The following is a 13,714-nucleotide window of genomic DNA, read 5'->3' on the forward strand; positions in this document are numbered from 1 at the left end:
TTTAAATGGCAATGTTTTACTAGAGTGACTTATATATCGTGCGGCCTTCGGCCATATCGTTGGCTTTGACTAATGCTACATAAAGCTAAACAAGCCAATTGCCATCGCCAAACCAATAACTGGCACCACAACAGTTAGCGCACCAACCGCCCAGTAGGCAGCCTGATGGGTTTCGTTACAAATGGCGCGTATGGTAGTAACCACATAGCCGTTGTGAGGTAGCGAATCTAGTGCGCCTGAAGATATAGATACAATTCTATGTAGCTGCTCTGGCTCTACGCCTTGGTCAAGATAATGCGGAGCCACCAAGGGTAAGGCAATGGCTTGTCCGCCAGATGCACTTCCTGTTAATCCTGCAATCACGCTTACGGCAATGGCGGCACCAATAAGCTCGTTACCAGGAATTTGGGTCATAAGCGCTACTGTTGTTTGAAACGCTTCAGTGTTTTTTGCAATGGACCCAAACCCTACAACAGCGGCGGTGTTACCTATGGCAATCAATGCCCCGGTAGTACCCGCATTTATGGCAACAGGTAAACTGTGAAAATGTTTGAAGTTAATAGCCAGCAAACACAGTACGCCGCCGCCTAACGCCAAAATAAGTGCAAGCTGAGCGAGTTCTTCATGGAATAGAAACGAAATGACTAACACCACGACCAAGGGCACAATACCGGTAAGCGGGTGGGGTAACGCTCTTTCTCGTATTTCAGGGTCGCTTGCTCTGGCTTCAAACACCTCACCGTTATTAACGGCTTTTCTGATCATCTTAGCCAGCCACCAGTAGCCGAAGCATGCCATGAAAATGGCGACGACAAGGCTAACTTCCCACGCGGCAAAAGGTGAGGTACCTAAATACTTTATAGGGATCCAGTTCTGGATTTCCGGTGAACCCGCCGAAGTCATCGTAAATGTTACCGACCCAAATGCCATGGCTGCTGGTATGAAGCGACGGGGTAAATTGGCATCTTTAAACAAACTTACCGCCATTGGGTAAACAGAAAACGCTACCACAAACACGCTAACACCACCGTAGGTCAAAATAGCGCAAGCTAGCACAACAGCTAATACTGCGCGTTTGTAACCGATTTTGGTGATGATCCAGCGAGAAACAGCATCTGCTGCCCCTGTGTCTTCCATGAATTTACCGAATAACGCACCAAGTAAAAACATAAAAAACCAAGAGGCGATAAAGCCAGAGAAGCCACTCATATAGGTTTGAACGAAATTCACGTCGCCAGTGAACACGCCAATATTGTTGGTGATGGCAACCACAAGGGCACACAAAGGTGCAGCAATAAAGAGGTTCATTCCGCGTATTGTCAAAACAATAAGCAACAACAGACCGCCTACTAAGCCAATCATACTTAACATAGTTATCATTCCTTAAAAAATCTGTGACCGCAGATGATCCGAAACAGTTAAGTCGATTAAAGATTTGCCTACACCCAAAACTATAAAGTGTATACAAATCAGATAAAAAGCGTTCATAACAGATACAAAGTTTGACGTTACTTTTATCAAAATCCCATAGTACGATGGTACTACATACTATTAACAATTAATTAACTAAAGTGATTTTGACCGTAGGCAATACATTCGACAGTGACGTGAGCCTGCTGATCTTTGAAGAACAGCATTTGAGGTACAGCAAAGCTCAACAGGCCCTAAAATTTAGAACAACAAGGACTCACTATGTCTCAATCAATACACACAAATGGCTTGGTTTCCCCCTACCAATCACATTCAGCTGCTGTTAGCACAGTAGAACACAAAAGCGCTTCAGTTAAGCTCCCCATGCGCAGTCTTTGTGCCCTAGCGGTGGCTAGCGTTTTAAGCACCGCGCCAGTATTTGCTCAGGATAGTCAAGCTGATGCCGATGCCGAAGCGCAAAAAGGAAAATTAGAACGCATCGAGGTGACAGCGCGAAAAACTGTAGAGTCGCTACAGGAGACGCCGGTAGCTATCACGTCTATTGGTGCGGTTGAACTTGGCGAAAAAGGGATTAGCGTGCTGACTGAAGTGCAGCAGTTTTCACCAAACACTACGCTACAAACCAGTCGCGGTACCAATTCCACTTTGACGGCATTTATTCGCGGATTGGGTCAACAAGACCCGCTTTGGGGCTATGAGCCAGGCGTGGGTATTTATGTTGATGATGTTTATATTGCTCGCCCACAAGGAGCCGTACTTGATTTGTTAGACGTACAGCGTATTGAGGTGTTACGTGGCCCGCAGGGGACGCTTTACGGAAAGAATACGATTGGTGGCGCGGTTAAATATGTTACGAAGGAAATGACCGGCGATACGCAGATGAACGTTGAAGCTACGGTAGGTAGCTACAGCCAGCGGGATATCAAAGTGACAGGTCAAATACCATTGATTGAAGACACTGTGTATCTAGGCGTGGGTTATGCCAACTTAAACCGCGACGGCTTCGGCGAATATCTGGTAAGCGCGTTGCCCAATCAAGATAAAGAGAATTATAACAAAGATCTTTGGGCAGCCCGTGTAACGCTAGAAGTTCATCCGAGTGAAGATTTGTTTTTCCGTATTGGCTGGGATAAGACCGAAGACACGTCAAATGCGAAAGGCGGCTACCGTTTAATTCCAAGTATTTTAACTGATGCGCCCGTGCCTGATTCGGTTTTCGATTCTTACACCAGTTTACCTACATGGAATAAAGTCGAGTTAGAAGGTTATAACTGGCTGGCACGATACCAAGTGAATGATGATTTAGAGCTTAAATATATTGGCTCACACAGAGAAAGTTATTCACCTACCAACATTGATTTTGACAATACGCCCCTGCCTATTTTTGATGTACCGGCAGAATATGACGACAGTAATGATACTCACGAGATTCAAGCGAACTATACCGGGAACGCATTTAGCTTAGTATCAGGGCTTTATTTTTACGATGGTGAGAGCTGCGGTAATTTTGATGCAATTTTGGGTGTGTTAGGGCAAGCGCTTGGAGCTTCTGGATTGACGCGAGAAGTGACAGGCTGCAATAACTCAGAAAGCTGGGCTGCTTACGCACAAATGAATTACGACGTTACCGACAAGCTATCGCTTTCACTTGGTGCCCGATACACCGATGAAGAGAAGACGGCTTTTGTAAATAACGGTTTGGTATTCGCCAATGTTTATCCTTATACCGACTGGATTGATGGGTACGTGCGTCCCGACGGGCAACTAGTGCCTCAAGTGCTTGGGACAGACACTGATGGCGATGAAGTGTTAGATGCGCCTGCGGTAGAGAGTTGGTCGCGCTTTACCCCGCGAGTGGGCGTTGAGTATCAAATGGACCGCGATACCATGTTCTTCGCGAGCTATTCACAAGGCTTTAAATCGGGCACGTTTAACCCTCGTGCTCAGACTAACGAGCCTGGTGTTGAACCAGAAGTCGTTGACAGCTTCGAAGTGGGTGTGAAGAGCGACTTAACCGACGCACTTCGTATGAATATCACATTGTTCTCATACGACCACAAAGATCGTCAGTATATTGGTGTAGAAGGGGATTTATCTGATCCAACAGCCCTAGATCAGCGACTGCGCAACGCAGCAGAAACGGCCGCAAAAGGCGCCGAGTTGGAGATGACGTGGGTGGCCACCGATAACCTTCAGTTTGACGCTGCTTACGGCTATATTGATTTTGAAATTAAGAAAAACAATGCCATTCCTCCGTTGATTGGCCTAGCGAGTACACCTGAGAACACCTTTAATCTTAATGCTAACTACCTACTAGAAACGAGTTTTGGGGATATTACCTTCAACGCCAACTACTACTATCGCGATGATTACCTTATCTTTGAAACCAGCGATCTTATTCAACAAGATGCCTATGGTATGGTGAACTTAAGCGCGCGTTGGGAAAGTGTGGAAGGCGACTGGTATGCTGGACTACACGTCAAAAACCTGACCGATGAAGAGTATCTGGTTGGTGGTTATGACTTTGTTACGCAAGACGATGAAGGTAACTTTGGTCCGGGCCTTGGTGGCGATACTACACTTATTGGTTATTACGGTGACCCACGTACAGTTCACCTTACGGTAGGTTATCGATTCTAAACGGTATGTTCTGAAGAAGATTTACAACACGTTACACGCCTAGGCCAGTGCGCTTAGGCGTGCTCACTTTTGCTCGACCTCTTTCGATTGTGTTGGCCGGCGGATATGTCGAGCAGTGAAGGGCGTGGTGCGGAGCCCCTTACTCAATAACAAATGCGCCAATAACAGATACGCCAATAAGATTAACCTTTTTTTACCGGCGTGGTAGTATGTTGATTAACAAGGTAGTTACAAGTTGATAGCATTATGTCTGTGAAAATCTTGATTGCTGACGATCATCCTCTGTTCAGGGCTGCGATGTGCCATGCGTTAGCTAGTGTGGAGCATATCGAACTTGTAGAAACCTCCACGTTCCCCGATACGCTCACTAGTCTTGAAGAAAATGACGACATCGATCTGCTTTTTTTAGATCTCACTATGCCAGGCAATGAAGGGTTAAATGGCCTTGCTGAGGTACATGCGCTCTATCCTGATGTACTTGTGGTTGTTATTACCGCACAAGAAGAGCCTGATGTTATGGCAAAATCGTTTGCGTTAGGCGCAAGTGGTTTCATACCCAAATCAGCTTCGGTCGATTGCATTATTGACGCGGTAAATACGGTGTTAGACGGTGAAACTTGGGTCCCGCCTACTGTTCACATAGCTTCGGCCACGATACCAAATGCCTCTGCATCCAGCTTGAATAATCGCTCTGACCAAGATGATTTCACAAACCGACTAAAGCAACTTACCCCTCACCAACTTAAAGTATTGCGAATGGTATCAGACGGCTTGCTTAACAAGCAGATTGCTTACGAACTGGCCATTTCTGAGTCCACCGTTAAACAGCATGTATCTGCAGTATTGAGAAAGCTTGGTGTTATTAACAGAACCAAGGCCGGCATTGCGTTCAAAAATGCAATGCACTTAAGTTAGTTTGACTCTAGATAGTTAATTACCTAAACCGGTGTATTTCACTAGAGATATTTCCACGATGTAGCGAGCATTTTTGCCGAATATTGACTAGAAAACCTCATCCATTAACATGTGTTCAACTTTTTACGCAGCGATTTGCCTCACAGAGTCGGGCTTTTTATGATTTGTGCTCGCGTAACAGTTTAGGAAAATTTTAATAAAACAAAAGGGATACTCATGAAGCGCTTTTCATTTTTAATTTTTCTTTTGCTTTCTTCTTGCCAAGCTTCTGGAGCAGTTACTCAGTGGGCTGATTTCACATTAGATAACGGCCATGTTTTTCTTCCAGTCACCATTGACGGCATCGAATCTCGGGTAATGCTAGATTCAGGAGCACAAATAAATAGCATCAATCGTGCCTTTATAAGAAAGCATAATTTAGAGTTCAGTAAAGGCAGGCCGGTAAACGTGAAGGGGGTCTACGGGGTCGAAAAAAGAACGGCTTACAATAATGTGAACGTCGAAATTTTTGGAACCACATTTGAATTAGACTCATTGGTTGAGATCAACCTCGGCCATCATTCTAACGGCATGCTGTTAGGAGCGGGATTCTTCAATAGTTTTGTTGTGCAATTAGACTACCCTAAGAAGAAAATTCGCCTTGTAACTCGAGACTCTGTCGATATGACGGAAGCAGCTAACGTTCCGGCGACAACACAAAAAGGCAGCGGTATGCCTATCGCACAAATTGAAATTAACGGCGTACCACTATGGCTTCGCATAGACACCGGCAATGCTGGCACAATACTAGTTGATCGCCGCGCTGCATCTAAAGCGGGGTTACTTGAAAAAGTGGAGGGCACAAGCATGTCATTTGGTGCCAATAGCTCAGGCGTAAATGAATTTGCCACATCTGATTTAGTAAAGTTTGGACCCTTTGAAATTAGCGACGTCAAGGTGAGCTTTCCAGCAGAAGGGCAAACCACTAACTTAGAAAGTCAGTACGAGAGAACGGGCAGCCGTATAGGTGGAAAAAGAGTCGTGGGGCTTATCGGTTACGACCTGCTAAAAGATTTTGTTGTTACATTAGATTATCGATATGGCAGGCTTCATATCGATTTACCTCAATAACAAAAATATACCTATGGCTTGTTAAGAAAAGTGAAACGTATACGTACTTCATCAACTCTTTTTACGTAGTCAATGTTGGGAGTTAAAACCCACGTATGCGACGCGTCCTCTGCGCTATTGGGTTAGCGGAGGGTTAATGGTGAAGAGATAATGACTGTTTAAGAAGCCGCTTAAATGCTGCTGGCTTTAAAGGTTTTGGCAGATAGCTAAATTGCTGCTCTGCCGCTTCTTCTCTTATGTCATTACTTCTGTTGGCTGTGACCAAAACCTTCAAGGTAAAACTCACTTTATTTTCAGAAAGTATTGCTGAAACGTCAAAACCGGTTTCACCATAATTTAGGTGATAATCGGCAATGAGCACATCAAAGTGTTGGTGCGAAATACTTGATGCCTCTGTTCCGCTCGCTATCAATGTCGTACTTCCTCCCCAGTCTTGAAGTAGAGTGCACATTGCATTTGCTACTTGCTCGTCATTTTCTACAAGCAGAAAACGCGTGTTCTTCAAAAATGCGTTATCATTTTTACTCGTTGAATTTAGCGGTGATGTATTATGGGGGCGCGAATTGATAGGAGGCGATTTGCTACTAAAGGCACGTTCTACAACATTTGCGGGATTATTTGGCCTATTTGGTGAGTCAACTGGTAACACCGAGTTTTTTGTTAGGGTATCAGCATAAGTAGTGCTGCTTGGACGCACAGTAGATAACAAGCATTCGCTTTGATTTACTCTGGAAATCGCCACACTAAAACAGCTTCCTTGATTCGGCGATGAAGCCAGTCCGACTTTATGACCTAGTAGTCGGCATATCTTATCCACAATAGTTAGGCCTAAACCAATCCCTTCGCCTTTATTATTGCTTTCAAGTTGGTGAAATTCGCTAAAAATCTCATGTTGTTGATTAGGTGCAATACCAGAACCTGTATCATATACGCAAAGCTTTATGGTTGGTTCTGCGTCTGAACCGTGAGCGCGTCTAACGCCTACTAGTATGCTGCCCTTTGATGTGTAACGCACTGCGTTGGACAGCAAGTTTTGAATCACCCGGCGCAATAGAACTTTGTCTGAATAGATTATCACTGCGCTCGGTATATACCTCAGCTCAATACCTTTCTGCTTGGCAATAACACCGAACTCTTGTACCAGCGATGACAGCATTTCATCGATGGGAAACGCGGTCTTTTGGGGTGTTAATACGCCAGCATCTAATTTGGTAATATCAAGCAGCATCGAAAGTAAACTTTGCGCATTATCCAGCGAATTTACGACGCCCTCTGATAGCACAGCCAGCTCGCTGCCCTGTGTTTTTTTACTTAGCATACTGGCAAACAGTGTCGCGGCATTGAAGGGCTGCATGAGGTCGTGCCCGGCGGCTGCCAAAAATTTGGTTTTACTCTCATTAGCTTTATCAGCTTGGCGTTTTGCGTCTTCTAATTCGGCAGTGCGTAGCGCGACCCTTTCTTCTAAGTCTTCTTTTGCGCTTTCTAGTTCTTTTTGTATTGCCATGTACTCAGTAATATCGCTATAAGTGGTTACATAGCCGCCGCCAGGGAGCGGGGCACCATTTAGCTCTATAACTTTTCCGTCAGGCTGCTTGCGAATATGCTTGTGGCGGGTACCCTCACGCATATAGCTCACTCGCTTATCAATTGATGAGGGGCTAAATAAGCCTCGTTTGGCGTTGAAATTGAGTATTTCGGTAATAGACATGCCTGCTTTCAAAAAGCCTTTGGGGTAGGCGAAAAGTTCCACATAGCGCTCGTTCCATGCCAATAGCTGCAGTTTGTCATCAAGTACACTAATACCCTGTTCGATGTTTTGTACCGATGACTGAAGTACTTCGTGGTTGAATTGAAATGATTGGGACGCTTCTTCTACCCAATCAACCAATTCGGGCAAGCTATCACTGCCGGTATCTGCAATGGCGCCCAATAAAATTCGCGCACTCGGTGCTCCTACTTGGGCGGCAAGCAGCTTATTCACTCTGTCAATAAGAGCCTGACTGGCATATCCGCTACTCGAGGCGCGGTTAACATCCACAGAAAGCTGCTGCACAAGTTGACTGTGAGTACTGGTATCAAGAACACGTTCGGTAAGCGCTATTAAATCACGGACTTTTACCAGTAGATGAGGAGCACCGTCATGTGGTGTTTCTACATTATTCTCGTTAGCACCACGTTTTGATGTGATCAGCGCTACTGCAATAAAGGTTATGCAGTTGGCCATTAATGAATAAGCAAATCCAAGGCCTAAAGCTTGGTCAGTAGGTACTGGGTCAAAATAGTAGCTAGACATTAAACTGGGGTAGAGCAGAAATACAGCCCAACAAATAAAGCCCACTAGCAATGCGCAAATAGCTGCAGTTTTCGTACTCCGTTGCCAGTAAATACCAAACATAAGTGCAGGCATAGATTGCCCCAATAAAGCAATGGCAATTACGCCGCTTTTCACCAAAGGCGCAGCTTGGCTAATATTTAAGTGATACCAAAGTGCGATGCTAAGTACGATTAAAACGGTAAGCCGCCGGATTGAAAGAATGTTGCTCGGCTCCATAGAGCGGTTAGGTGACGTTTTCAGTCGCGCCTTTAGCCAAAGTGGCGTGACCAAATTATTGGAAATCATGATTCCGAGGGCTAAGGTAGCTACAATTACCATGCTGGTGGTAGCCGATAACCCCCCAATAAAAGCAAAGCCGGAAAGGGCGATGTTTTCGGTCGATAAGGGCAGGGCGAGTACGTAGGCATCTGAACTTGTTGTTGATGGAAGCAGCATTTTGCCGGCAAGGGCGATGGGGATAACAAACAACGTCATACCGAGTAGATAGAGTGGGAACAACCACCTTGCAGTACGAAGTTCGCTCTCACCATTTTGCTCGACAAAATTCATATGAAATTGCCTAGGTAGTACGAACATGGAACAAACGCCAAGAACTACATGTGATGCATAAACCCAGGGTGCGCTATCAGCGTAAATGACATCCCTGGCACTGTCATTTGACGAGGCGTTAGAAACTAAATCTAAGACGCCATCGAATAAAAAGAAGCAAACAAAAACACCTACTGCCAAAAGCGCCACAAGCTTAATCACCGACTCGAAAGCAATGGTTAGAAGTAACCCAGGGTGTTTTTCGGTCAAGTTTAGCGTGCGCGTGCCGAAGGTTATGGCAAAGATGGCCAGTAAACTTGCTACGTAAATGCTCAACCAAGGTGTGCTTGATTGTGGCTCTGCGGTGAGCAAATTTATGGATTTCGTAATGGCGTCTAACTGCAAAGCTATATAGGGCACAACGCCAAAAAAGCATAGCAAAGTGATAAGAGCGGCAATTAAATGAGAGTGTTGGTACTTGAGTGAGATGAGGTCAGCTAGCGAACTAATGTTGTGCTGCTGGCATAATCGACTTATATGAAGCACTACAGGAAAGGCAAATGCCATGGTGAGCATAATGCCTAAATAGGTGGGAATAACTGCCCAGCCATATTGGGCAGCCTGCGACGTGGTGCCGAAGAAAGCCCAAGATGTACAGTGTACGCCAAGTCCTAGGCTATAAAGCACAGGGTGCTGCCGATTATCGCGTAAATGCCTGTCGCCCCAAAATGCCAAGGCAAAAAGCGCAAGAAGGTAGAAACCGACGATAGCGCCAACCGTCCATATACTTAGCATAGGTATTCCGTGTGATTGAACGTATTTAATAGCATATTGAAAGCGCGTTTTTTTGTTTATTTACATTAACATAGTTTTCACATGCGAGGTATCTTCTGTTACTACACAACCACTATCACAGGATTAATTGTTTGCAATTTGAACCATAAGTGGTACGTTTTTTATGCAAGGTCGCCGTCTTTTTGAGTAATAGGATGCAAACATAAGCGGTTTTAGCCAGTCACCGAAATAATAAAAGGGAATTTAATGAAACAAAATTCAGCAAGCACGCGTTTTCTGCGAATCACACTACTAATTTCAACTATGTTATCTGCATCTGTATGGGCTATCCCGAATCAGCCTGAATGTGCAGACGAAGATTGTTCACTTGCTAAACTGAATACACTTCGAGCTTTGTCTTCCAGAGGTCATGAGCAAACCAGCTTCTCTCTTGGCCACATCTTTATGAATCCTGAATCTGGGGTAAAAACAGATTTGGAAAACGCCTATTATTATTTTGATAAATCTGCCAAACAGGGCTTCCTGCCAGCTTACCGACAAGCTGCGGGGATGGCTGCACAGGGCATTGGTACACAGAAGAATATGGCCGAAGCTAAGCGAATGATGAAGTTTGCTGCAGATCAAGGCGTTAATAGAACCGCAGAGGAGTATGCCGTACTCGTCTTTTCTGATAAAGCATCGACGCAAAAAGAAAAAGAGACCGCAATCACATTCCTAGAAGCGGAAGTTAAAGAGGGAATGAGTTACCTTGCCAACTATTTACTAGCGATCCTTCATATCACTGGAGAGTTTGTAGAAAAAGATATGGTGAAAGCGAAAACGTTATTAGCATTTCCAGCGTCGGGTAAATACGCCAATTCTGTTGAGCTACTACAACAGTTAAATGGGCAACCCGTTGTTGAACAAATTAGTGATAATTCACAGCAAAACTCCGGCCTTGATAGCGATATCGAAACCATCACGGTTACTGGAATTAGTACCAATATGGTTGATATTCATGCTTTGATGTTGGCGGAACTAAGACGAAACCACGGACAAACGGGAAGCCGGATAAAAGGTAACGGTTGCAAAGCGGGCGAACCTAGCTGCGTGATAATGGACAGTGGCGCTATCCGAAGCAAAACGTTTTGGTCGATAGGTGCTAGGTAAGCCAGTTTAACTATTTAATGTAGTCAGCAGTGCCGTCAATCCAATCCTGACGTGCAGGTACGAAAAAATCGATATCTACTGCGTCTTCTGTAAAGTGAAATTCATGAGGTACGTTTGCTGGAAAGACCATGATATCACCTGCTTTCATTATGTATTTTTTTCCATCGGAAAATACCGTCGCTTTTCCTTGCAAAAGCCAGGTGACTTGTTCGTTAGGATGTTTGTGAAGCGGAACTTTAGCGCCTTTTTTGGCATCCCAGCGAACAAATGTAGATTCGTTACCGTGAAAATACTGACGGGTTAATTTGTCGGTCACACTTTCTTTAGGTTGCTCTGCTAAATTGAATAAAACTGCTTGAGATACCAAGTGGCTATTTACATCATTTATCACACCTTTGCCGGGCGCTGCCGATATTTGCTTATCCTCTGTTGTTAATGGTTTTTCGATTACTGCGGTGGCAGAAAGAGAGACTAGCAAGCTAAGAGGTAAAAGGGTTACAAGACCAAACGCTCTTTTCATTATTTCCTCACATAAATTCAGTTATTAGTAAAAGTGAGGGGCTGATTGCCCCCCTCCGAGATGATTAGGTGTGATTAGTGATGATTAAGGATAAATAGGGAGAATAGGTTTAATTCTCTAGCTGTATTTATTGCTCAAAGCGGAAGCGATAAAGCACATAGGGGGGCTTGGCATTACCTAGCCCTTGGCTGAAAGCTGGGTGCTGATGCAGCTGATCTTGAGTGACGTAAACATAACCGTTGCTTGTTGCAAGGCTATCGGGCCAAGACAGGCGCTTATCTTGAATAAGCGTTTGATACTTTCCCTTAGTTGTTAACCCAACCGCGTTATTTTCTAAATCGGTGGCTAACACACCACCTCCTGGCGCTAGTGCAATACCGTCACTCGGGTTTTTGGGGCCAAATACCTGGATAGATTCCTCTAGTTCATTGTCTGATAGTGACGTGTCGCTAATAGCGGATGTTGATATTTGATAAATTTTGGTGCCAGTGAACGCGCCAAAGTAAAGCGTGTCAGAGGCTGGGTCTAAGGCTATTGGATTTAAACCAAATTTAAGCGGGTTTGGCTTACCATCATCGGTTTTAGAGGCAAGTAGCGATGCTTCAATAACAAGTTCTCTATCTTCAGGCATAAGATAAGAAGCGCTTTCTAATACGCGCTTAGATTCGCCCGTCTCGGTGTCTACGACAATAATTGCCGGCTTTGTTGCACCAGCAAAGTTGCCAAATGTCATGTCTGCTATATAAATTTTGTTGTGCTTTTCATCAATAACAAAGTCTTGAACAAACGAATTTGCTTTAAGTGCTTTGCTATCAAGTTCAATGGTTTTAAGCAGAGCATTTTCATTGCTATCCCACGCAACGAGTTTGGCTGGTGAGGTTTCACTTCCCATGTCTAGCATCCATACAATGCCTTGACTATCGCTGTGTATACCAATAACGGCACTAAAGCCCACATCACCAGTTTCTGGGCCATCTGCCCAATCTAAATTAGGGAAGGGTTGTTTAGAGCCATTAGCCATTACCTCAACAATCTTTAGCTTTGGATTATCAAGCGGGTGCATACTAATGAGTAATCGGCCAGACGGAGTAATGGTAATACCTGCGCCTCTTGCGTCTTCAAATGTGGTGACAGGCTCTAATGGGCCTACTTCAGTAGCAGCGAAGGCCACGCCGTTTAACATGCTTAACCCAACAGTGGTAGCGATAACAAGTTGCTTTAATTTGATCATCTCTCTTCTCCAATTTTTGGTACGGGGTAAAAAAGTCGGTACAGCTCAATTGCGACTGGCAGGAGAAGTGTAGAGATATAATTTGCAAACAGTAACAGGCTTGTTTTTGAATCTTTATCAAAAATTATTTGATAATAAAGGTGGGAAGCGAGAATTCAAGACGCTTCGTTTTAAACACATCACTTAAAGTCCGAAGTAGTTTTTATATTAAAACTAAAATTTCTCAGTATTTTTTAAAATCGACCACAAAATTATTGTGGATACCCTTGATCACCTTAAAACTAGCCCCATAACTAAGCGCAACGAAGTTATTCCCAGTAATTTTAATGTTATTGGGCATCGCCTAATTAAGAAAAACGTTTGGAGGTAGGCATGAGCGATAATCGCGACGTGCAGGCAGAACAAGAAAATACAGTAGATGAGACTGTAATTAATGCTGATGAAGCGCAGGTAGAAGCATCAGAAGCAGAAGGTGTAGAGCTAGACGAAAATGCGCAGCGCATTTACGAACTAGAAACCGCACTTTCTGAGGCGCAAGCCACCATTAAAGAACAGCAGGATGGTGTACTTCGAGCGCGCGCAGATGCTGATAACGCACGTCGTCGCGCTGAAGGCGAAGTAGAAAAAGCGCGTAAATTTGCGCTTGAACGTTTTGCTGGCGAATTGCTTCCGGTTATCGACAACTTAGAGCGCGCTATCGAAATGACTGATGGTGACAATGAAGCTGTGAAGCCGCTTTTAGAAGGTGTGGAAATGACCCACAAAACTTTCTTAAGCACTATTGAGAAATTTGGATTAAGCCTTATTGATCCGCAGGGTGAAACCTTTAACCCTGATTTGCATCAAGCTATGTCGATGCAAGAAAGTGCAGACCACGAGCCAAATACAGTAATGGCTGTGATGCAGAAAGGTTATCAAATTAATGGTCGTTTGCTACGCCCTGCCATGGTTATGGTATCGCGTGCACCAAGCGACGGTGTGGATACGCAGGCCTAAGACGCTTTTTGCGACGAACACACAAAAATGTCAGTTTTTTTACTGGCATCTATTGAAAAGACGG

At 44.4% G+C, this 13,714-nt stretch carries 9 protein-coding genes; 5 read left to right on the forward strand and 4 right to left on the reverse strand.

Features of this window, described 5'->3' with window-relative positions:
• Window positions 1–75 precede the first annotated feature (75 nt).
• Window positions 76–1,371 carry a GntP family permease gene (locus ACXAFM_RS16030; RefSeq protein ID WP_474835208.1) on the reverse strand — a complete coding sequence of 432 codons (1,296 nt, stop codon included), beginning with the start codon at window positions 1,369–1,371 and terminating at the stop codon, window positions 76–78.
• Window positions 1,372–1,692: 321 nt separating this feature from the next.
• Here ACXAFM_RS16030 and ACXAFM_RS16035 point away from each other — a divergent pair, with 321 nt between their 5' ends.
• From ACXAFM_RS16035 to ACXAFM_RS16045, 3 genes are all read left to right on the forward strand, one after another.
• Complete coding sequence (locus ACXAFM_RS16035; protein ID WP_474835210.1) at window positions 1,693–4,071, forward strand: TonB-dependent receptor; 2,379 nt, start codon at window positions 1,693–1,695, stop codon at window positions 4,069–4,071.
• A 246-nt stretch (window positions 4,072–4,317) separates the two neighbouring features.
• Window positions 4,318–4,986, forward strand: coding sequence for a response regulator (locus ACXAFM_RS16040; protein ID WP_474835212.1), 669 nt, complete (start codon window positions 4,318–4,320; stop codon window positions 4,984–4,986).
• Window positions 4,987–5,202: 216 nt separating this feature from the next.
• Window positions 5,203–6,096 carry an aspartyl protease family protein gene (locus ACXAFM_RS16045; RefSeq protein ID WP_474830820.1) on the forward strand — a complete coding sequence of 298 codons (894 nt, stop codon included), beginning with the start codon at window positions 5,203–5,205 and terminating at the stop codon, window positions 6,094–6,096.
• A gap of 133 nt (window positions 6,097–6,229) precedes the next feature.
• Here ACXAFM_RS16045 and ACXAFM_RS16050 read toward each other — a convergent pair whose 3' ends face one another.
• Window positions 6,230–9,754, reverse strand: coding sequence for a PAS domain-containing hybrid sensor histidine kinase/response regulator (locus tag ACXAFM_RS16050; RefSeq protein WP_474835214.1), 3,525 nt, complete (start codon window positions 9,752–9,754; stop codon window positions 6,230–6,232).
• A 246-nt stretch (window positions 9,755–10,000) separates the two neighbouring features.
• Between ACXAFM_RS16050 and ACXAFM_RS16055 the strand changes: the two genes are divergently transcribed.
• Window positions 10,001–10,903 carry a tetratricopeptide repeat protein gene (locus ACXAFM_RS16055; protein ID WP_474835216.1) on the forward strand — a complete coding sequence of 301 codons (903 nt, stop codon included), beginning with the start codon at window positions 10,001–10,003 and terminating at the stop codon, window positions 10,901–10,903.
• Window positions 10,904–10,913: 10 nt separating this feature from the next.
• On the opposite strand, the gene ACXAFM_RS16060 is transcribed toward ACXAFM_RS16055, so the two are convergent.
• Together ACXAFM_RS16060 and ACXAFM_RS16065 are read right to left on the reverse strand one after the other, a co-directional pair.
• Complete coding sequence (locus ACXAFM_RS16060) at window positions 10,914–11,423, reverse strand: cupin domain-containing protein (RefSeq protein WP_474835218.1); 510 nt, start codon at window positions 11,421–11,423, stop codon at window positions 10,914–10,916.
• Window positions 11,424–11,550: 127 nt separating this feature from the next.
• A complete protein-coding gene (locus ACXAFM_RS16065) occupies window positions 11,551–12,654 on the reverse strand; it encodes an L-dopachrome tautomerase-related protein (RefSeq protein ID WP_474835220.1) in 1,104 nt (367 codons plus the stop codon).
• Window positions 12,655–13,026: 372 nt separating this feature from the next.
• Between ACXAFM_RS16065 and grpE the strand changes: the two genes are divergently transcribed.
• Window positions 13,027–13,650: a nucleotide exchange factor GrpE gene (grpE, locus tag ACXAFM_RS16070; RefSeq protein ID WP_474807685.1), complete on the forward strand. Its 624-nt coding sequence runs from the start codon at window positions 13,027–13,029 to the stop codon at window positions 13,648–13,650.
• Window positions 13,651–13,714 lie beyond the last annotated feature (64 nt).

Source organism: Alteromonas sp. ABD4_190, from assembly GCF_056160105.1.